Source organism: Candidatus Kerfeldbacteria bacterium (genome assembly GCA_016214565.1).
In the GTDB taxonomy this organism is placed as follows: Bacteria; Patescibacteriota; Patescibacteriia; order UBA10025; family JAHIVO01; genus JAXDBW01.
The window spans coordinates 34355-56236 of sequence record JACROE010000002.1; the positions used below are offsets into that span (position 1 = coordinate 34355).

General features: G+C 44.9%; 16 protein-coding genes. All 16 read right to left on the bottom strand.

Annotation, left to right across the window (positions count from 1 at the left end; translation table 11 throughout):
- Positions 1–6: 6 nt before the first annotated feature.
- The 16 genes from HZC01_00175 to HZC01_00250 all read right to left on the bottom strand — a co-directional run bounded on the left by HZC01_00175 (position 7) and on the right by HZC01_00250 (position 21878).
- Complete coding sequence (locus tag HZC01_00175; GenBank protein MBI5037114.1) at positions 7–2052, bottom strand: acetate--CoA ligase family protein; 2046 nt, start codon at positions 2050–2052, stop codon at positions 7–9.
- Positions 2053–2056: 4 nt separating this feature from the next.
- Positions 2057–3646 carry a 2,3-bisphosphoglycerate-independent phosphoglycerate mutase gene (locus HZC01_00180; GenBank protein MBI5037115.1) on the bottom strand — a complete coding sequence of 530 codons (1590 nt, stop codon included), beginning with the start codon at positions 3644–3646 and terminating at the stop codon, positions 2057–2059.
- On the bottom strand, positions 3622–5193 hold the full coding sequence (locus HZC01_00185; protein ID MBI5037116.1) for a 2,3-bisphosphoglycerate-independent phosphoglycerate mutase: 1572 nt from the start codon (positions 5191–5193) through the stop codon (positions 3622–3624). Before HZC01_00185 ends, HZC01_00180 begins: the two co-directional genes overlap by 25 nt.
- Positions 5190–6461 carry a phosphopyruvate hydratase gene (gene eno / locus HZC01_00190; protein MBI5037117.1) on the bottom strand — a complete coding sequence of 424 codons (1272 nt, stop codon included), beginning with the start codon at positions 6459–6461 and terminating at the stop codon, positions 5190–5192. The genes HZC01_00185 and eno overlap by 4 nt, the downstream gene beginning before the upstream one ends.
- Positions 6462–6465: 4 nt before the next feature.
- The gene (locus HZC01_00195) at positions 6466–7656 is read right to left on the bottom strand and encodes a phosphoglycerate kinase (protein MBI5037118.1); all 1191 of its coding nucleotides are present in this window, start codon (positions 7654–7656) and stop codon (positions 6466–6468) included.
- Between the two features lie 121 nt (positions 7657–7777).
- A complete protein-coding gene (locus HZC01_00200; GenBank protein MBI5037119.1) occupies positions 7778–10678 on the bottom strand; it encodes a hypothetical protein in 2901 nt (966 codons plus the stop codon).
- 1 nt (position 10679) lies between these two features.
- Positions 10680–11561, bottom strand: coding sequence for a class I SAM-dependent methyltransferase family protein (locus tag HZC01_00205; protein ID MBI5037120.1), 882 nt, complete (start codon positions 11559–11561; stop codon positions 10680–10682).
- A gap of 85 nt (positions 11562–11646) precedes the next feature.
- A complete protein-coding gene (locus HZC01_00210; protein ID MBI5037121.1) occupies positions 11647–12333 on the bottom strand; it encodes a hypothetical protein in 687 nt (228 codons plus the stop codon).
- A gap of 11 nt (positions 12334–12344) precedes the next feature.
- Positions 12345–13742, bottom strand: coding sequence for a hypothetical protein (locus tag HZC01_00215; GenBank protein ID MBI5037122.1), 1398 nt, complete (start codon positions 13740–13742; stop codon positions 12345–12347).
- Between the two features lie 2 nt (positions 13743–13744).
- A complete protein-coding gene (locus HZC01_00220) occupies positions 13745–14323 on the bottom strand; it encodes a hypothetical protein (GenBank protein MBI5037123.1) in 579 nt (192 codons plus the stop codon).
- Positions 14324–14442: 119 nt separating this feature from the next.
- Complete coding sequence (locus tag HZC01_00225) at positions 14443–14742, bottom strand: GIY-YIG nuclease family protein (protein ID MBI5037124.1); 300 nt, start codon at positions 14740–14742, stop codon at positions 14443–14445.
- A gap of 40 nt (positions 14743–14782) precedes the next feature.
- Entirely contained in the window at positions 14783–15775 is a 993-nt protein-coding gene (locus HZC01_00230) for an asparaginase (GenBank protein ID MBI5037125.1), read from the bottom strand.
- Positions 15776–16203: 428 nt separating this feature from the next.
- Positions 16204–18141 carry a hypothetical protein gene (locus HZC01_00235; protein ID MBI5037126.1) on the bottom strand — a complete coding sequence of 646 codons (1938 nt, stop codon included), beginning with the start codon at positions 18139–18141 and terminating at the stop codon, positions 16204–16206.
- A gap of 107 nt (positions 18142–18248) precedes the next feature.
- Positions 18249–19538 carry a UDP-N-acetylmuramoyl-tripeptide--D-alanyl-D-alanine ligase gene (locus HZC01_00240; GenBank protein ID MBI5037127.1) on the bottom strand — a complete coding sequence of 430 codons (1290 nt, stop codon included), beginning with the start codon at positions 19536–19538 and terminating at the stop codon, positions 18249–18251.
- Positions 19539–19694: 156 nt separating this feature from the next.
- Positions 19695–21464 (bottom strand): penicillin-binding protein 2, encoded by a 1770-nt coding sequence (locus HZC01_00245; GenBank protein ID MBI5037128.1) that lies wholly within the window; start codon positions 21462–21464, stop codon positions 19695–19697.
- A gap of 57 nt (positions 21465–21521) precedes the next feature.
- Positions 21522–21878 carry a hypothetical protein gene (locus HZC01_00250; protein MBI5037129.1) on the bottom strand — a complete coding sequence of 119 codons (357 nt, stop codon included), beginning with the start codon at positions 21876–21878 and terminating at the stop codon, positions 21522–21524.
- Positions 21879–21882: the final 4 nt, after the last annotated feature.

Sequence of the window (21882 nt, forward strand, 5' to 3'; positions counted from 1 at the left end):
GTTCCCCTAGCGACGCACGACAATGCGTAGATCAGCAATTTCAATCCTCCCCGCAGATAACAATACCGGATTGGCGTCAAATTCCTCAAGGCGCGGCGTGGCGAGCATCATCCGTGAAATACCGAGCGCGCACTGTATAATATCTTTTTTCGGAATCCGCGCGCCTCGTGCGGTACTGAGCAGACCCTGGAGCGATCGATCAAGCGCGCGTTCAATCTCTGCCCGCGACGCAGGGATCGGCACAATCACTTGGCCGCCGATTGATTCCACAAAAATACCACCCAAGCCTATCACTAAATACGCGCCTAATTCCGGGTCACGCTTTGCACCAATAATCATTTCAATCATACCCGGACGATACGGTTGCAAGAGAAACCCTTCATCCTTAGCAAATGCAAGCTTGAATTGGGTCTGCCAGGAGCGGAGCGTACGGCGCAGTTGTTCAGGTCCGGTAATATTTATCTGAACACCGCCGCGTTCAGTCTTATGGATGAACTCCTGGCTGATAATTTTTGCTACGACGGGATAGCGTAGGCGCGCCGCTTGTTTCAGGGCAGCCTCAATGCTCGAAGCCAGCCGTGACGGCATAACATACGGAACAAACCGTTTGACCATGCGCTCGGCCCGCGTGCCCAATACGATTTGGGTGGCTTGAGACGTTCGATACGTCATTTCTGGAAAACGACGCAATTCAGTGCGTGCCATCACATCATGTCTCAGCATGGCGATAGCTGCCACCGCGTGTTCAGGGTAGGCAAAGGTAATAATTCCGGCCTTGGTCAATATCTGTCGTGACGCACGCATCGCTGCACCACCAATAAATGAAACGGCAATCGGCTTACCTGGGTGCGCCCGCTGTTCTCGAATTATTATTTTTGCGATGGCATCGCTGTCAGTCACGTACTGATGGGTCAATAATGCCACCACCGCATCAACGCCCCGATCGCGCATCAAAGCGCGTAAAGCAATCTGATACCGCGCCGGGGTAGCATCACCAATCACATCCACGGGGTTACCAGTGGCTGCCGCTTCTGGTAATTTTTTCTTAAGTTCGGCGATCGTCTGTGGCGCGAGCGTCGCCATGCGTAAATTCGTCGCAGCCACAACAGCGTCAGTCGCGATGATGCCTGGACCACCCGCATTCGTCACAATCGCTACCCGATTACCGGACAACTTATGACGATTTTCAAATAGCTGGGTAAAAAGGAATAATTCCTGAAGCGTATCCACTACTACGGCACCCGCTGATTGCAGCATGGCCTGCTGAACCGCATGAGCCCCGGCAATCGCTCCGGTGTGCGAAGCCACCGCGCGCTGAGCCTCCAAACTCTTGCCTGGCTTGAGAATAATAATCGGCGTTTTTTTGGAAACACGCTGGATAGTGCGAAGCAGCGCGCGACCCGTCTTCAGGCTTTCGAGATACATAACGATTACGTGCGTTCGTTTGTCCGCTCCAAAATATTTAACTAATTCTTCTTCCTGAATATCTGATTTATTACCCAACGAAACAAGGGAAGAAAAACCGACATCAGCCGCCACCGCCCATTCGGTAATTGACACGGCCATGGCTCCTGACTGAGAAATCACTGCCACGCCACCAAAGTCAGGCATGCCAGCGGCAAACGAAGCGTTCATTTTGAGGGCCGGGTTGATCACCCCGAGGCAGTTTGGACCAAGAATGCGCATATGATACTTCTTCGCCTCAGCTAAAACGCGCGCCTCGAGCTGAGCGCCAACGCCACCCTGCTCGGCAAACCCCGCACTTATGATAATCGCCGTGCGAATTTTTTTCTTTCCGCACTCGCGAATCGCGGCAGGTACCAATGCCGCGGGAATTACCACAATCGCCAAATCAACCTGCGCGGGTATCTCCTGCACTGATGAAAATACTTTTTTTCCTAAAATCAATCCGCCTTTTGGATTAACCGGGTACAGCCGCCCGCGATAACGATACGTAATCAAATTATACAAAATAACATGCCCCAGCTTCTCCGGATCATGCGAGGCGCCAATTATGGCAATAGAACGCGGTTTTAATAATGATTCGAGCATGTGCTTAGGTCATCAATAAATTATTCCCTGACATTTCCTCGGGTGGCTTGATCCCCATGTAGGTAAGGATCGTCACCGGCACATCAGAAAGAATACCAGTCGGCTGCAAGACTGACAAATCATGGTCATTCGCCAATTCAGGAAAAATTAAGTGATCTTTCCATTGATTTGCGATAGCAAAGAATGGAACCGGATTCGTCGTGTGCTCTTTATCCATTTCGCCTGTCTGAGGATTAATCATTTGTTCAGCATTGCCATGATCAGCAGTTATAAATACCATCCCATTTTTTTCCAAAACCGCATCAATCACTTTTTTCAGCAGCGTATCAATAACCGTAATTGCTTTGTACGTTGCTTTATAATTGCCGGTGTGCCCGACCATGTCAGGATTAGCAAAATTAGCCACAATAAAATCATGCTTACCAGCGTCAATCGCAGCCAATAATTTTTCCGTAACCTCCGGGGCGCTCATTTCCGGTTTCTTGTCGTAGGAGGCGACTCGCGGGGATGGGATTAAAAGATTATCTTGATGTTTAAAAGGGTCTTCATTTCCCCCGTTGAAGAAATACGTGACATGAGCGTACTTTTCCGTCTCCGCGATATGCAACTGCTTCAGCCCCGCGTCCGAGATAACTCGAGCAATCGGATTAGTTATTAATTCGGGAGGAAATGCTACATCAACAGGCAATGTTTTATCATATTCGGTCATGGTGACAAAGCACAGCTTGCTCAAAAAAGTGGAGCGCTTAAATCCACTAAACTGCTTAACACTAAACACCTTTGTCAGCTGGCGCGCTCGGTCAGGCCGAAAATTAAAAAATATGACTGCATCACCATCAGCGATCGTGGCAGTGGGTTTGCCCTTGGTGCCGATAACTGCCGGCATAAATTCTTCGTCATACACTTTTTTTGCATACGACGCTTTGATTAATTGTACCGGATCGGTTCCAAAGCTCTCTGCTTCTCCGTCAACCATGGCTCGATACGCTTTTTCCTCACGTTCCCAGCGGTTATCTCGATCCATGGCATAATACCGCCCAGAAATGGTGGCTATTTTTCCAACTTTCGTCTCAGCCAATTTATCCTGTAGTTTTTGGACGAATGTGACACCGCTATCGCGGGTAGTATCCCGACCATCGAGAATCACATGTAAGTATACTTCCTTGACTTCCGATTTCTGGCATAATTCGAGCAGAGCAAATAGATGATCAATTGAACTATGCACGCCGCCATTTGATACCATGCCGAGCAAATGCAATTTCGTATCGTTTTTTGCTACGTGCTTGATCGCTTTTTGAAAAGCCGCGTTTGAATAAAAACTTCCATCGGCGATAGCTCGTGAAATGCGGGGTAGACTCTGGTAAATAATTTTACCGGAGCCTAAATTCAAGTGCCCAACCTCTGAATTCCCCATCTCCCCCCACGGTAGCCCTACCGCTTCACCGGAAGCCTGCAGCGCGACGGTCGGATAATGCTCAATCAAAGCATCAAACGTCGGAGTCGGCGCATTACGTATGGGATTGCCGGGGCCAACCGGCGCAATGCCGAAGCCATCATACACGATTAAAACTACTGGACGATTCGGTATTTGCATAAAATATGGTCACTCATTTCAGGAGGACGCGGTATGCCTAGCATATGCAGCATCGTTGGAGCGATGTCGCCAAGCACGCCACGGATAACTTTAGTATTTTTAGGAATACTCTTATGTACAATAATTAGCGGCACGGGAGATTTTGAATGAGAAGTAATAATCTGCTCGGTCTCGACATCAAACTTTTCGTCAGCATTGCCATGATCCGCCGTCACCATCATGGTTCCATTATGCTTCAAAATCGACTCGGCCAATCTCCCGATCTGGCTATCGACAAACTCAACGGCGCGGATGCAAGCCGGAAAATCACCCGTATGCCCCACCATATCTGGATTGGCGAAATTCATCACCATAAAATCATGCTTTTGGTATTCAATCGAATCGCAAACAATATCAGTGATTTCCTTCGCGCGCATCTCCGGCTTCGTGCGATACGTGTACGCCACGGGTGATTTGATAATTACGCGATCCTCGCCCCCCACCGGGTGGTCGTATCCACCATTGAAGAAATAGGTAACATGCGCATATTTTTCACTTTCCGCGACGTACAACTGACGATAATCTTTCAAAACAAAAGGTACGGTATTTTTTAAAGGCTGCAACGTTGGATAGGCTTCGACGATACTGGGCAAATCAGGGCCAAAGCTGGTCATGGAAACGAATCGAAGATTCTTGAGCACCTTTTTCCGCTTAAATCCGACAAATTTCTTTTGAACAAAAGCTTTAGCTAACTGCCGCACTCGATCCGAACGGACATTAAAAAAAATAACCGCGTCATTATTGTTAATCCGTCCTCCCTTATCATGATTATTTTTGATCACCGTCGGCTGGATGTATTCATCGTTCTCATTTCGATTATACGCTTGCATCACGGCTTCTTCAGCTGATTTTGCCTGAAAGCCTTCCCCCATCACGAGTGCATTATACGCTCGTTCAGTCCGCGACCACTGCTTAATCCGATCCATCGCGTAGAACCGGCCACACACTGAAGCGATTTGATTGCGTCGGCTCAGCGCCGGCTTAAAACGATCAAGTAGTTTTGTGGCTGAGTACTGGTATGAATCGCGTCCGTCAGTAAATAAATGCAAATATACCTTGATGGACGAACTGACGTGCTCCAATGATAAATTGAATAACGTAATCAATCCCAACAAATGATCAGGGTCAGCGTGGGGCGACTGATCATCGGTTAAAAGACCCATCAAATGGACGTCTGATTTATATTTCTTCACATGTTCAACGACATCCAAAAGCGCTCGATTTTTGAAAAAACTTCCATCACTAATGCATCGGGAGACGCGCACCGAATCCTGCTCCACGATGCGTCCCGCGCCAATGTTCATATGCCCGGCTTCCGAATTACCCGTTTGCGCCGGCGGCAAACCCACGTCACGACCCGAGGCGCCTAACGTCGTGTTAGGATAATTTTTCATCAGCTGATCCATGACCGGTGTATGCGCCTGGGCGATGGCATTACCCGCTTTTGCTTTGCGGATGCCCCAACCGTCGATGATGACTAATAAAAATGGTTTGATCGGATTTTTCATGTGCGCTTCAACTCGTCCTCGATTGCCATTAAACGATTATATTTTGCAGTACGTTCGCCGCGAGCTGGACCAACTTTGACATACTCGGCATTCACCGCTACCGCCACATCAATCATGCCGGTATCCTCGGTCTCTCCACCGCCACGATGCGATACGACTTGCCAGAAACCCTGCGACTGACCCAAACGAATGGTGCGGATTGTTTCCGTGAGGCTCCCAATCTGATTGAGCTTAATCAGTACGGCGTTAATCGTTTTCAGCTTAATTGCTTTCCGCACTCGTTCGATATTCGTCACCGTCAAATCATCACCCACGATCCGAATCCGATCGTGCATCTCCTGATAAAAAGCCTGCCACCCCTCCCAATCATCTTCAGCCAGCGGATCTTCGATGGAGAGAATTGGGTACTTATCCACCCAGCCCTTGAAAAGGCCCACCATCTGACTCGATAACAAACCCGCGTTCTCGCGCTTCAAAATATATTTTTTTTGCTTCTCATCATACAATTCTGACACCGCCGGATCCAGCGACACGGATATATCCTTGCCCGGACGATATCCAGCCTTTTTGATCGCTTCGACCAGTACCTCGAGCGGTGCTTCATTCGTCTCGATGCCCGCCGGTGCAAATGCACCTTCATTGCCCACATTCGTATTGAAGCCGCGCGCTTTCAAAATTTTCTTGACCTGAATATACGCCTCTTCTCCCCAGCGGACTGCCTCACGAACGCTCGGTGCGCCATTGACGCTCAGCAGATACTCCTGAAAATCAGTGGAGTTATCCGCGTGAACACCGCCCTCGATCACCACCATCATCGGTTTGGGTAATGTCCATTTTTTATACGGCAATTTGTAGGTTGAACGAATGTATTGATACAACGGCTGTTTCTTCGATGCGGCGGCTGCACGCGCGACTGCCATGGATACTGCTAAAATCGCGTTGCCCCCCAGTTTCTTCTTATTGGCTGTGCCATCAAGCTTAATCATTGCCTCGTCAATTTTTTCTTGGCTGGTAGCTGACATACCTTTTAATTTTTTGGCAATCGGACCATTAACGTTTTCACAAGCTTTCAGCATGCCGTTGCCGTTATACCGTTTCGGGTCGCCATCAAGCATGACATACGCTTCATGAATACCAGCCGACGCGCCAAATGGCACTGAAGCGCTTCCGGTAATCCCTCCCTCAAGTTCAACAATCGCCTCCAGGCTCGGCACTCCGCCTGAGGCAAGCACTTCACGCGCTATGATCTTTTTGATTTTTGTCGACATGCGTTTATGAGATAATTAATGATTCAATTCCGGGCAAAGTTCCTTTTTCCAAAAATTTAAGCATCGCCCCACCGCCCATGGACATAAAAGTCATGCGCTCACCCAATCCCTGCTGTTGGATAGAGGCGATCGTCTCACCCCCGCCCACCACGGTGCGGGCCGATGATTTCGCGAGTGCCTGAGCAATGTCATTTGTTCCTGTGGCAAAGGCCGGCAGCTCAAACCACCCCATCGGCCCATTCCAGACAATGGTTTTCGCCTGGCTGATAACTTTTTGAAATAACTTAACCGTGTCCGGGCCGATGTCCAATATTTTTTCATCCTTTTTCAAATTCCCGACAGCTCGAATATGCGTGGGCAATCCTTCGGTAATATCAGTCGCGGTAATCACATCAACCGGGATGTGCAAACGTGTATCAGTTAAATTCATTGATTTCGCTTCTGCAATCATCTCTTCTTCGATTAACGAGGTACCGACTTGCAAGCCTTGAGCACGAAGGATGGTGTTGGCCAACGCTCCTCCCAGCAGAATATTATCTACTTTGCCCAAAAGCGATTTGATCACGCCCATTTTTGTAGAAATCTTTGCGCCTCCAATAATTGCCACAAACGGACGAGTAGGGTTTTCTAAAAGATTGGATAGTTCAGTCACTTCCTTTTCTAGTTCTGGTCCAGCATAGCTCGGTATAAATTTCGGGATTCCAATAATTGAAGCGACTTTCCGATGACTCTGGCCAAAGGCGTCATTGACAAACATATCCGCGTACTCTGCCAGTTGCTTGGCATACGCTTCGTCATAAACTTTCTCCCCCGCTTCTCCAGGATGGAATCGGACATTTTCCAGTAGCGCGACGGCGCCGGGCTGCATGTTGGCAACGGCTTGCTTCACCGGTTCACCGATACAGTCTGGCACAAAAGCCACTGGTTTGCCCAATAACTCAGTTAGTCGAGCAGCCACCGGCGCCAGGCTCATCTCCGGATTTGGTTTTCCTTCTGGCCGCTGCAGCCATGACATGAGCAGCACTTTTGCTCCCCGACCGGCCAATAACTGTACCGATGGCACAATAGCGCGGACCCGAGTATCATCTTCGATCACTTTTTTGCCGTTTTCATTATGAAAATGAACATCCAGCGCCACGCGCAGGATGACCACTTTATTATTAACATCGACGTCGTTGAGTGTACGAAGCTGCATAGGTGATTTTTGTTTGTATGTTTTACATTATAACACATTTTTCGACAATAATCAACCCTATATTAATAATCGTTAGGGTGTCCTGAATGTAGCGAAGAATCTCGTTTTTTACTAATCCGATCTATTCTTGAGCCGGCAAAGATGACGATGCTTCATCATCTGCCAATTTCTTCACCGCCTCCTCCATCCCCTCATGGTAAATCGGTATACGCACGTGGAATGTAGAGCCCTTGCCTATTCCTTCTGAATCAACCCAAATTCTACCGCTGTGAGCTTCGGTTAAACGACGTGCCACATACAGCCCAAGGCCTGAACCGTCGGGGTTCACCTGAGCTATCCCGAATCCACGGACAAATTTAGTAAATAATTTTTTAGCTTCCTCGGGATCAATGCCGCGGCCAGTATCATGAACCGTTGTCTCAATAAATGCGCCGTCAAGTTTTTGAGCCACCGTAACGCTTCCTTTGTCAGTATACTTTATTGCGTTATCAACCAAGTTCATGATGACGTCGCCTAATTTATCAGCATCGGCAAATACGGGCGGTAATTTTTCTTTTTGCGACTTGTAAATTAATTTCAAACCTTTGTCAGTCGCCGCTTTCTTGGAAATATTTACAACCTTTTCTATCAATCCTTCCATCTGCATCGGTACTTGGTTGAGAGTCATCTTGCCAGACTCAATCTTGGACACGTTAAGGAAAAGATTGATCAACCGAATCATGCGCTGTGATTCTTCGAGCAAGCCCTGAAGGATCTTCAGCTGTTCGTTTGGCACTTTACCAAAGTCGCCTTGAGTAATCATGGAAAGATATCCCATAATGCCAGTCATCGGCGTACGCAATTGGTGTGAAGCTATCGAAACAAATTCCGACTTTGCCTGATCGAGCTGCTGCAAATGGACGTTTGCTTCAGCCAGATGGACGTTTGATTCCTCAATTTGTTTATATAACTGAATATTGCGATAGACGATGCCGGTCTGACTAGCCAATGCTTTCATGGCATCGAGATCGGTCGCTTTCAATTCCCCGTGTTCTTGCTGAAGCATAAAATTAATAACACCCACAATAACATTTTCCGCATACACCGGCACTCCCACGACCGTCTTAATCCCCGCTAATTTCTGCATGCCAAATGCGACCAAGGGTGGCACCGCGGGTGAAATAAAGTCTGACAGTTTTTCGCTGATTTGGACTTTCCCGGTACTAATCGCTTTTACCGAATAACTGTCATCTTCGGGGAAATATCCATAATACGAATTCAACGGCTTGGGCAATAGCTTGAGCGCTTTCTCGGTCAATGGAGTCCGGGTGACGGCTTCAGGAAATAATTTATGCCGGTCTTTACCCAGCAATAATAATACACCGCCCAAGTAGCCCAGCTCTGAGGCAATGCTGTCCACAACTGATTGGGTGACTTTTGCAAAATCAAGAGTGCGGGAAATAAGCGTCGTCACCTTTTGTAATGCTTGGAGGAACCGATTCCGCTCTTGCAGCTGCATATTCGCATTGCGCAAATCGCCCGTCGCTACCGCCACCTCTTTTTTCAAACGCTCAGTAAATTGCTGCGCCTCTTCATACAGCCGCGATTTCTCAAGTGCGGAGGCAAGTTGCGGACCGATCAGGCTCAATACATTCAGGTCTTCACTGCCAAATGGATCTCCGGATAATTTCGGTCCCAGCACCATGACTGCATTAATGGTATTCCCGACGGTCACTGGTGCGACGACGGCCGCGTCAAGCGTGTCGAGTGAAGCTTTTGATGATTCTAATATTTTTCTCGATTCTTCGTCTTGGGTATCTTCGATCTTTCGCTCCAGCGCCTCGAGCACAATAATATCTTGCTTTGAACGCAAATATTTAATCAATGGATTGTCATGCCGTATCCGATTGGCAATGTCGGTTTTTTCTTCTTCAGTCAGTTGTTCAAACACTTGGTCGCTCACCTTATGGCCACCCTTGTCCACTCGGCCAATGCGTTTGTAGAATGCTCCGCCCGTAGAACCAGCTAAATAAATGCTCACATTTTTTATCTTCAGGTCTTTCTCTAATCTATGCGTCAAGGAAAAAAGCAAAATGTCCAAATCAATTTCCCGATTAATAATCTCCGACAGCTCGCTGGAAAGTTTTTGGTAATCCACGCGGGCTTTGAAGAAAAGTTTATCTGTGGCGCTTGCAATCCATCGTTTAAGTGGATCTAGAATTGAAACTATAACCCCCGCAATAGTAACGGCGGCAAGTGCTTTTATACTATCATCAACTTTCAAATACTCGGGAATGAAAATTATTACACCCACAACTGTTGCCGATACAATTATTACAACAATGGAATAAGTTACAGTTCTTAATACAAATATTCTTATATCTAAAAGCTTATGTTTTAATATTGCGTAAACAATAAATATTAGCCAAATAATTGAAAAAGAGGGTCCAATTTGAATTAATTTATAATTACCAATCCAAGGTAAAATTAAATTAAACGTAACCCCAAGAATGCCTGACATTAGGGTGCCAATGAGTAAATATTTAAATTGTAACTTTAGTATACCCCGAGCTCTTTGATAGTTTCGGAAAAGGTTAAAAAATAGCAACAAAAAGTATATTATAAACCACACCCCAAAAAAATGGTACGCTGGACCTAAAGTAACAATATTTGGTTCCGAAATTGTTACTTTTTCTATGAATATCTTAGTTGGAATGATTAATAAAAAAATTACAAATGGAAGAAATGAGATAATTTGCAAGCTTCTTGAAAATTTACTGTGCCGATACGGAAATAAATAAGAAAACTGAAATAAAGTTGTAGCAATTACCCCAGCCGAAATATAGTAAATAACTACCCAAATTTTTGCTGTAATAACATCACTCGATATTCTAAACATAGCTATGCCGAAAACCCATCCAATAATTCCGACCACATAAAAAAGAAAAACTTTATTCTTTAAAGTCTTACTTTTCCTATAAACAAGAAGTAGTAATAAAACCAATTCTAATATGGCCTCAGAGATGAGAATGACATTAAACATTTTATTTTTTTATTAACAATGCAATCCCATGAACTAACAATGGTTCATAAATTATTTCCAAACTTTCAAATTTTGTATTACACAAAACTTTATAAAAATCCTTTGGATAACGATGAATCATCTGCCATTTAACTGTTTTGGAAATAAATCTTTCCTCAATATTTTTATTAATATTACCAGTAATCAGAATTGAACCATGATCTAAAACATCGTACAAACTATTTATCACCCTAACCACTCTTTCATCCTTAAAATAATCTAATATACCCACCATCTCAATAATATTTGGATTAAAACTCTTAATAATTGAGTAGGAATCCTCAATTTTTATATTATGCTGCGAGATCAAATAATCAATTTTAAACTGGTGAGCCAATTCTTTACTGTAATTTATAGCATTCAAATCTTGGTCAATTAGCTTGGCATGAATATTTTTTTTGTCCTTTTTAATTTCAGCAATTGTCTCTACAACACCTCTTGCAGAGCCGCACCCCAAGCTCAAAATTCTCGTTTCATCTTGACCATTACGATTTATTGCATCAGTTAAAAGTTTTTTGAAAAGTTTTAATCGATTTCTTAACGCTTTTGGATTTTTTTGATTTAACCATAGATAATCAAAAAATCGTGTATTGAGAATATTTCTACTTTTCTGGTGAAAAGTATACATTTCCTCTAAAGCACGATACTGAGTTGAATTTGCTTTAATAATTTCAGCTTTTTTACTCGCAACTAATAACCTATGACTAATACTATACGGAATTATGGTTGAAAATGATATCCAAAAAAAATTTAAAACTTTTGATACTGGCGTCATTACTTCATACTCTTCACTAATATCAACTTTATAATAATTTTGTATAACTAATTTGTCTTTATTTTCCATTTATTTAATTTTATTAAATAGATATTTGACTCTACCATACCACAAAATCGTCTTTTTTTCAATATTGCCCCATTTATTAAAGATTTTATGTATGTTTTTTTAGATGAATATATGTTGAAAAACCAACCCATAATATTGATACTTCTGGCCCAAAGGCGCTCTCAAATATTTCCCATTCTGAATATCCTAACCAAGGAATAATGATATTAGTCACGACGATAATACCTCCAGCAAGAATAACGCTAACCATGAAATACTTAAGTTGCCATCTATAAATTCCGTCAGATTCTCTAAATTTTCGATACAAAGATACCACTGCCCACAGTAAGTATCCAAAAATTAAGGTATTGTACAAACCGTATGATGGCCCTTGCTCATTTGAACGCCACGCGGTCATTTGTGTTTTTTCAACAACTGGTGCATATGGTGATAAAATCAAAAAGGTAAAAACGATTATTGGCAAAATAATGACTACCCAATTCCATAGTTTGATTGGTTGTGATTTATACGGCCATATCCATACTAGAAAAAGCAATGTAGTAACGATTAAGACACCCCCTATCCATGGAAAGTAGCCGATAATTATAACCGCTTTTTTTGCGGATACTAAAATATCCAATCCTAATGACCCAACCCATATTGCGACACTTAAAGCAAACATGGCATACCACCGCCTCACCTGACTTTTAATATCTCCAAGCAGCGTGTACATTGCTAGCGCAATTTCTACACCAGCAATTATTAATAGAATGATTGCGTGAGTATGAGACATATATTTCCTTTTTATTTCCTACCAATCCGCTCCATAGCCTGTTTATACATGAGGGCATTGGCAATCGCACTGGTCATGTGAGGCTGTAGTTCCTTAATGTATTTGATATTATCCTCGGTAAAAGCCGCCGATCGTGCTTTCTGCCCAAAAAGAAATAATCCAAAAAGTTCACCTGGCTCCCCGATGGGTACAACCATACTAATGCCCGCCTGCTGCAATTCCGGTTGAATTTTCTGCAGCTGCTCTCGTTCATCAGCACCGACCTCCTCCATTCGATAGGGTATTTCTTCAGTTACCAAAATTTCCGGTTTATGAGTTAAATACGCATACCCCGCACCTTCAATATCCAGCTGTGGATCTAATTTTCTCGCAGCCGTCATTTTTTGGGCAGCCAAATCGCGGTACATAAAATTACTCTGCTTTACACTCAAAAACGATTCCAGAGCCGATAGTGACTTCTCAATCAACGTCTCAAACTGAACGGTTGAGCCAAATAACAATTGTAAACGATTCACTTTCTCTTGGGCATTCTTCTCGCGAGAAATAAAAACCGTATGTACTAACTTGGTAGTGATTCTCCGTAGGGGCTCAAAGGTTGTGGCAATAATGAGTACAAGAACAATCGTCGTCGCTTGTTCAGACCAATTATATTCCTGAGAGACAAAATCTCTAGAGAGTAAAAGCAAATACACATAAAAAGCAAGAAGTGCGGCCAGGGAAATAAAGTGTGTCAACCCTTCTTTAATTACTAACTGGATGTCGAAAAACCGATACCGAAAAATTGCATACGAAATTGCCAGGGCAAAAACAAGTGTTGACAGCATGTCAAAACTTGAAAACTGGGTGTATGAAAAGTACGGGAGGATAAAATCAACCAATATGACAAAAATTGCTGGGACAGTAAAACCAAGAAAAATATACTTTGTCTGCAATCGAACAATCCCCGTTGTATTACGTAGGTGCTTCAAAAGCACTCCAATGAGTACCAATAGCTGCGCGGTAACCAAAATTGCAAAAAATAGAAAGAATCTTCCAATGCCGATTTCAAACCCATAATCTTTAACTACAATATTCTGTAAAATGACTGCATCAGGTATCAACGAAGAAATAAAAACACTTGCCACAATAATAAAGAAACAGACTTTCTGAATTATGCTCAGATGGATTTTGGCATAGCTCAAAACCCATAAAAAAATCGACGATACAACCAGGCTTCCTGCCGCGTAAGAGAAATTAACAAACGGATATTCTGGCTTCATGAAATATTGTAGATTGACCAGATTCCAAATTGTAATGACAAAAACCACGAATGAAAATTGGCGCTGAATATTATTTTTTGACTTAACAAAAAGGAATGTTCCTAGAAATAAATTACATAATGCCGCTAAAAAAATTAGTGATTGCGCCATACTTACTTCCCCTCCCCCTCCATTAGTTTATCAATTAAATCGCGTAAGTAGTCAGCCTTCGTCTTCTTGGATCGCTTTGCCTTTTGCTCCAGATATCGTTCCATACGAGGCGTGATGCGAAGCGTAAATTTAATGGTGGGGCGCTGTTTCAAGCCTTTGCCTGAGGTAACATCATCTATAAAATTCATCAGAACCTGCTCCAACGATTCGCGTGAATACTCCTCCATACACACGAATTCCGGGGTATTTTTCTTGGTTAAATACCCATGAGAAACTCGATCAGGCGTATTCTTATGAAACAAATAGAGCAACGGCTTTTTCTGGGAAATCGCGTAGGCCAATAAATACCCAATCTCCTGATCCGGCTGAGATGCCTCAATCACGAAGCAATCCATTTTATCCAGCAAAATTTCCCCCGACTGCTGCATCGCCTCCAGATCTTCCTTGCGGAAATCGGTATTATTTTCATTTGATGATGAAACGACAAAGACGCCGGCATTGCGGAGAATTTCCGCGATGCGTCCGTATTGGTCGCTCAGGTTATTATTTGATATGGCTGGCTGGAAAAAGTAAGCTCTCATGTTTTTATAAGTTGTCACTCTGAGTTATGTGGCAGGAGATGCCGAAACAAGTTCGGCATGAGGACTTTTTTATACCCATCATTCGTCCTCCCGCCTCATCCTGAACTCGTTTCAGGATCTCAGACATACCATTCTACTGATAAATCATTAAAGTGTTGGTTCATAGCTCGTACTAAATTTAACTTCCAGTCACGATGCCAATTCTTCAATTGTTTCTCTCGTGCAAACGCATCGGTTGCCATGAAAAATTCTTCATAATATACAAGCTTATTAACATTATATTTCTTTGCGAAGCCTAGAATTTCCTTTGACTTATGCTGTCTTACTCTACCCTCCAGATTCCTTGTGGTTCCAATATATAAAACTGAGTTGGTCTTATTTGTCATAATATATACGTAATACTGCTTTTCAGTCGGCATAGAGATGCTTCACTCCACTGCGTTTCGTTCAGAATGACAATTAATATTTCTCCCACATCATTAAGCGGATTTTGCCGAGATCATTCGTCTGGCCAAGCACCCACATGAATTTCACAAACGCAGTTTCAAAAGTCAAATGATTGACTAAAATATACTCCCGCTTCTTTTTTTTCAGATCCAGGGCAAATGGATTATGCGCCACGACTGGGATACCTTTCTGGTACGCCAACGCCAGCACCTTTTCAAACGATTGAGGGAACAAATTCGTATTAAAACTGCGTATCATAATTCCGTGATATTTTTTCTCAACCAGTGATTCCAATTGGCTTGCCTGCACCCCGGGGACAAGTTGGAAAAGGCAGACCTGATCATCAACTGCATCAGTCAGCCGCGGTGTTTGGCGTGATCGCGGTCGGACCTGATTAAATAATTTAATGCCAAAATCAACTTTACCCAACATGCCGTGCTCTGAACTAGCATCAAAGAAATTAAACGACGCCGAGTCGCTCTTCACTGTCTCGACGGCTTTGATAAGGCGGTTGCCAAACATGATCGCCACCTCGGCAATGTTCATGGTAGCCACTTGCGCAGCATTGATGAGATTTGCCTTAACGCCTAAGGTTTTGTAGCTCGACATCATGCCGGCCAAATCGTGATCCGCGCTTTCCGCATCCTGCGCTAATGGTGAGCCAGTAAAAATGATGGGCTTCGGCAATTGAGCCAGCATGAATGATTGCATGGCAGCAGTGTAAATGATGGTATCAATGCCATGCGTCACCACGAATCCGTCATACTGGTCAATCCGCTTATATATTTCTCGCGCCAAACGCTGCCACAGGCCGGGCTCAATCTCTGATGCATCGCCGCCATACACAAAAACCGGATCAATATTTGCAATCAATCCTAATTCCGGCATGGCTGCCAGCCATTTCTTCATATCGCCCTCCTGCTGCACGGTCAATATACCGTCATCGGTGATGATTGACGATCCTCCGCAGAAAAGCAGGCATATATTGTGATTCTTTGATGGCATATAATTAATTCTCTTTATGCCATATCTAAGTCTAATTGATTATATGCGCCGTCGCAATTATTAGAGCCGTCGGTATGTATAAACCCTAATACTATCCTCAATTTCCGTAAAGAGTATAGGCTGTGGATAACTCTCTTTGCATTACCCACTAAATCCATATATTATGTGAACTCCCCCTTGAAATCGACCTTTTGTCCCAATATTCCCACCTATCAGCCCAGTACCGCGGAATTCTTCCTCCCCCTCCGCATCGGAAAAGCTGGTAGGTGGTTTTTCTTTTTTGCAAACTATTGATATATCAATTGCCAGTGCTATACTAGGGCTGAAACGACCACCGACCCACGTTGGTCGTTTCGCTTATATTTACCAAAAAGAAACCCCTGGCAGTATAGACTGTCAGGGGCAAAAAAGAATTGAAAGACGAACAGTTATTGAGTCCGAATCTTGACTTGATGCATGAACGAGACAACCCGCTCAATGATCGGACGACCGATCTCATCAGCCTCTTTGGCGCGCGTATTGAAGCTATACCCTTCTTTGGTTCGGGTTCGCTTGTAGAGCAGGATCACTTGATGGTCAAGTAACCATTCAAACGCCACCTGAAAGGATTCATCACTGTATGCCTCGATTTTATTGCGAACGTCCCGCCGAATATTTTCCAAATGTGTATAGGCGTGTTTTACATACGGAATACCGCCGGTCGGGTTAATAAAGGCAAGGATAATCCAGATCACATGAGAACGATCGACTGAGGATGGCAGGAGACCATTGAAATCAATGAGTGAATCTAGTTCACCTACTGAATGAATGACTGATGCATCCGCTACGTGATTGACACTTGATACAGCTGGGTGTTCAGTGTTCACAAGCGTGCAATCATCTGACCGAGTGCTAATACAGGCTTGTGCCTGCATTAGATAATAGCGTCGTTTTGCTGGTCGACCACGAGCCGCTTCTGCATCTCGAAGATAATTCAAAAATGCATAACGTACTTCAGGTGCGAGGTCATCTAGATTGATTGCCAAAATATTGCGTTCGAGTTCGATATCACTACGTTCCTGCTCAGCACGCTGCGCAGCTTCATTTACCGCTTCCTGGTGTAGACGAAATAATCGCTGCGCTTCTCGGAAAAAAGCTTGACGATTAGTCAGCGATAAATCGCCTCGCTCAGCTTGGACCAGTACATCGATTATATTCCCAGGAACATCAGCATCAAAAAAGGTATCCAGCTGTTTACGAAACAACAAGACCTCCTGCGCATATTCCTCCTCCATTTGGGCATAGAGCTGTGCTTCCTGCGCTTGTCGCTTTTTTGAGGCAATCTCCCCATCCAGTATCAGACGATACCAGTTGAAAAAATTATGAACATCACGCTGTCTAAAGAAACGCCGCAATGCTGTGGCCGGATGAGTTAAATCCAAACCGTACTGTGGAATACCGCACAAATAAATCTGATGCGCCTGAATGTACTCTTGTCTAAAATCGCTCCAGGCTGCTTGGTGGCGCTTGATCCACCACCAACACAAAAGTGAAAACGTGGCAGTCAGAATACCTATGATGCGATTGCTCCATGGTACTTGTCTATGATCCAGAACATACTCAGTGACAATATCCATACTTTGATTCGCCCGTGCTTTGAGTGTGTCAGCTGTCGCACGCGATGCATCATCGAGCACGCCACCGGAATACAAAGTCACGACTGAATCAATGAATGCACCAATGGCAACACGATTACCACGATCGCTGGTTTGAATCACGTATGGGACCGATTGAAACGCCACCGTCGGAAGACGACGCAGACAATCAACCTGAAATTGTATCTCTTGGCCTGTATCCACGACCGGGGTCATATCCGGTAACCGACCAATCATACGATAGACTGGATCAGCTGCGACAAAACAGGAATCGGGAAGGTTGAACAGAACGATACTATTACGATCCACATACCAGATATACTGAATACGGCCAATGTCATCGACATCGGCAAAATCTTCAATAGAAGCTGGCTGGACCGCAGTAAGCCCCCGGGCGATACTGTCGAGCGACTGAAAATTGCCGTTGATCTGGTTAAATGACGAATCATCCATCCACAGATACCCACTTGGTATTTGTACATACATACTACCCAAGGCGTGTATTCCATGTATAAATGCAAAATGTGGATCATCACCTGGCAATGGCGGGAAGGCTTCCTGCCATACTCCTGGCAGCACCGTCCCGAAGCTGATGAGACCGACGATCAGCAACCCAAAGACAATCCACCATGACCGGAAACGACAATTCAGACACTGGCAAGAAGTGTGATTGTGAACTCCTTGTTTTTTTCTCACAATTTCCTCCGTTTCTATGGCTGTGAGGTTTTTCAAAGATCTGCAACTGTTTAACTAGATATATTCTATCAGGGAATGGTGAGGGTACCAAAAATCAGCCACCACCGTCAATGGCGGGAAGGACAACCACGATGCCTCCGTACTTACCTCCACTCAGCGCTCTGTCTGACCAAGAGCTCCCCTGCCTGAGTCGGCTCGGCCATCAATTCCTTAGTTACCCGCTCCATGCGAGCTCCCTGCGATCCTTTAATAAGGATAATGTCTCCGGTTTTAATTTTTTCTTGGACAAATTTACCAGCCGCCTCAGTATCAGAAAAACGAACCACGCGATCAACGGGCATACCAGCAGCTTCAGCGCCATCGGCGATCCATTTTGCCCGTTCACCGACGGTAACCAAATAATCAGCGGCACCCATGACATGTTGACCCACATCTTCATGTCCCTCCTGGGTATACTGCCCCAGCTCAAGCATGTCCCCCATCACCACATATTTCTTCCCTGAAACTTTAACCTCTTTCAAAAGTTGTAACGCCGCATTTGCCGCCAATGGCGAGGAATTATAGGTATCGTCAATCAATGACGTATGTTTAATGCCGGGGATGAGACGCATCCGACCCGCGGGAGACTGATACTCGCGCAACGCAGCTGAAATGTCCGCCAGGTTCATGCCAAAAGCGATGCCGACCGCTGCAGCCGCTAGACCAGCATACACTTGATGCTGACCTAAGACCGAGGGAAGAAAAACGGGGACATTGGCACCCTTGTATTGTAATTTAAAACTTAATCCCTTTATCTGGACGTCCACCCAGGGATCATCCGATGGACCTGAGGAAATGCGCACGTCGCTGGCGCGTACCGTGGCACTGTCAGAAAAACCAAAAGAAATGATTTCCGCCCGGACCTTATCCTGACAACTCATGACTAATGAATCATCCGCGTTCATCACTGCAAAATTATCCTTCTTCAGATGTGTAACAATAATGGATTTTTCCCGCGCGACCTTTTCCACACTGCTAAATAATTCGAGATGTGCCGGACCAACTGCCGTGATCACGCCGACGGTACAGGGCGCCAGCTCAGTCAGCGCCTGAATGTCGCCGGGCCGATCCGCGCCCATTTCTAATACCAGATATTCCGGATATGAGGTATCGCGCACCAGAATCAACCAAAGTGCCTTGAAAAAAACACCGAGCCAGGCAAACGGATTTGAATTTCCGGAAGCCGCTCCTATGATCGACAACGGCGTACCAAATTCATTATTGTAGTTCTTGTAATTTTTTCGGGTGCGGTATTTCGTGCGCAGTACCGTATAAATTGCCTCAACGGTAGACGTCTTACCCACGCTTCCCGTCACGCCAATAACGTGTGGCTGATATTTTCTTAATATCATCCGTGCCAGCATTTGTAATTTCCAGATAATGAGTTTCTTCATATTGTTTTTGCTGTCACTCTGAGCGAACGCGAAGAGTCTCTATGACATTAATTAAACGATACATTAACAGTATACCACTCCACATGGTCAATCGTCATTGAGATTCTTCGGTCGTCGAGCTGAGCTCGACTTCCCTCAGAATGACAAGTGAGGTGATCACTCAACCGTCTCTTCCGGCGGCACATTATAATAATTCAACATAAATTGAGCGAGATCGCCGAAGAGCGGCGCAGCGGTGGACTCGGCAAATCGCACGTCGCGCGGCTTGTCCAGCTTGACGCACATAGCAAAGATTGGGTTATCGGCTGGCGCAAACCCACAAAATGTTCCAATAGTAAAATCTGGATCATAACCTGGGCCATCCGTGCGAGGAATTTGTGCTGTGCCAGTTTTACCTGCGACGAAATACCCCGGCACGCCCGCGCGCTGGCCGTGGCCATTTTGCACTACCTTTACCAGCATGGCCCCCAGCGTCGTGGCGGTTTGAGGCTTCAATACCTGACGGATTTCTTTTGGCTCTGTTTTAATGCTGACCTCATCAGATTTCACTACTTCATCAACAATATATGGCTGCATCAGTTTGCCACCATTGGCGATGGCACTATAGGCGGCCACCATTTGCAGTGGAGTGACAGATAAGCCCTGCCCAAATGAGGCAGTCGCATTGTAAATCTCCTGATGCTTTTCCACAGATGAAATATCACCCTGGGCTTCTGAATTCAATTCAAGATTATATTTTTCACCAAATCCAAATTTCTTCACATATTCCTCCATGGTTTCTGGTTGTAGCTGACGTGAAACAAAAATCATTCCGGTATTTAATGACTGCTCCAATACTTGCGTCATCGTATTCGTACCATGCGCTTCACCGTCAGAATTTTTAATAGTGTACGGCCCGATTTTTTCTGAGCCGGTATCAACATAGGTGGTGGTTGGCGTCACCGCTCCGGTATCAAGAGCCGCGCCCATGATAATCGGTTTAAACACCGAGCCTGGTTCATAAATATAGAATGTAGCCGGATTAAGATATGTGTTAATATCCTCCACCTTATTATATTCATTCGGATCAAAATCCGGCGCGCCGCACATCGCGAGTATGGCGCCCGTATGAGGATTCATGATGGTGACGCTACCTCCGTCCGCCCCATGCTTGGCTACCGCTTCATCCAACCGTTTACAAGTCTCGTATTGGATTGTTCGATCAATGGTTAAAATAAGGTCTGAACCGTCATCAGCCTCCTCAAGCAATTTTGTACCAAACGTTATCCAGCGACCTTGCGCGTCTTTTTCTGCCTGGAGAAACCCCGCCGTACCAGCGAGTTCTTCATCCCAGTATCCCTCCAGGCCGTATTGTCCTTTTTTTTGATCAGTGGTAAATCCAAGGAATCCCAGCAGGTGCGAGCCTATATTTTTTTCTGGATAATACCGGTAATACTCTTCCTGAAACTGAATGCCCGTCAGATTCATTGCCTTAATTGTATTCATAGTCGCCTCGTCAACTTGGCGCTTGATTGGCTCATATAAATCATTTTCTCGTTTCAAACGCTCGAGAATTTGAACTTTTTCCTCATCGTCAAATTGAATCACTGAGGCCAGTTTGTCATACGTGCCTTGCGGATCCTCAATGCGCATTGGCTCAGCATATACCAAAAAGAATGATTTATTGGTCGCCAGGGGGTACTTCGTATCAGGATCATCCTTGTCTCGTACAAAAATTTCTCCGCGGCGCGGCGACAGCTGTTCATACAAATTATGCTGATCCGCCGCCAAGGCCTCATAAAATGAATGTTGAAATATTTGAATATCAGCCAATCTAACGGTAATAATTGCTCCGATGAAAAAAATCGCCCCGGTCAAATAATCGAGTCGTTCATAACGCCGCGTGGTTCTGGTATTCTGTTGTGCGTGCGGTGATCGTCGTCGCATAAGCTTACTCCCCCTTCTCTATTCTATACTACTACATCAGCTGTATCACGCTCGCTTTTAGCGCTGGGCCACCGTAGTCCCCACCGCCGGGAGGTACTCGATTGAAGAGGTGGATACCAATTGAAGGTCGGCGCTCGCTGTTTCAATGGTGGACAATGACTGCAATTCAGCCACGCGCAACTCCAGTGAAGAATTTTCTTTTTGTAAATCGGTAATACGGTTCTCAATTCCTTTAATATCAAATCCGCCCGTAGCCGTCTGGTTCATATAAAATAAATAGGCAAGGCTGGCGAAAACGATGACCCCGAGCAAGAGCACCTGCACGGATAGCCGCGGCATGACAGCCACGCGAACCGGCTGGTCAGACCATCGATTAGATTGCTTTTGATATTGCTGGCGTGAAAATTTTGTCATTGTC

Bases quoted from the DNA above. Each gene is read 5' to 3' on its own strand.
- HZC01_00175 (MBI5037114.1), bottom strand. From the start codon at position 2,052: ATGCTCGAATCATTATTAAAACCGCGTTCTATTGCCATAATTGGCGCC.
- HZC01_00180 (MBI5037115.1), bottom strand. From the start codon at position 3,646: ATGCAAATACCGAATCGTCCAGTAGTTTTAATCGTGTATGATGGCTTC.
- HZC01_00185 (MBI5037116.1), bottom strand. From the start codon at position 5,193: ATGAAAAATCCGATCAAACCATTTTTATTAGTCATCATCGACGGTTGG.
- eno (MBI5037117.1), bottom strand. From the start codon at position 6,461: ATGTCGACAAAAATCAAAAAGATCATAGCGCGTGAAGTGCTTGCCTCA.
- HZC01_00195 (MBI5037118.1), bottom strand. From the start codon at position 7,656: ATGCAGCTTCGTACACTCAACGACGTCGATGTTAATAATAAAGTGGTC.
- HZC01_00200 (MBI5037119.1), bottom strand. From the start codon at position 10,678: ATGTTTAATGTCATTCTCATCTCTGAGGCCATATTAGAATTGGTTTTA.
- HZC01_00205 (MBI5037120.1), bottom strand. From the start codon at position 11,561: ATGGAAAATAAAGACAAATTAGTTATACAAAATTATTATAAAGTTGAT.
- HZC01_00210 (MBI5037121.1), bottom strand. From the start codon at position 12,333: ATGTCTCATACTCACGCAATCATTCTATTAATAATTGCTGGTGTAGAA.
- HZC01_00215 (MBI5037122.1), bottom strand. From the start codon at position 13,742: ATGGCGCAATCACTAATTTTTTTAGCGGCATTATGTAATTTATTTCTA.
- HZC01_00220 (MBI5037123.1), bottom strand. From the start codon at position 14,323: ATGAGAGCTTACTTTTTCCAGCCAGCCATATCAAATAATAACCTGAGC.
- HZC01_00225 (MBI5037124.1), bottom strand. From the start codon at position 14,742: ATGCCGACTGAAAAGCAGTATTACGTATATATTATGACAAATAAGACC.
- HZC01_00230 (MBI5037125.1), bottom strand. From the start codon at position 15,775: ATGCCATCAAAGAATCACAATATATGCCTGCTTTTCTGCGGAGGATCG.
- HZC01_00240 (MBI5037127.1), bottom strand. From the start codon at position 19,538: ATGAAGAAACTCATTATCTGGAAATTACAAATGCTGGCACGGATGATA.
- HZC01_00245 (MBI5037128.1), bottom strand. From the start codon at position 21,464: ATGCGACGACGATCACCGCACGCACAACAGAATACCAGAACCACGCGG.
- HZC01_00250 (MBI5037129.1), bottom strand. From the start codon at position 21,878: ATGACAAAATTTTCACGCCAGCAATATCAAAAGCAATCTAATCGATGG.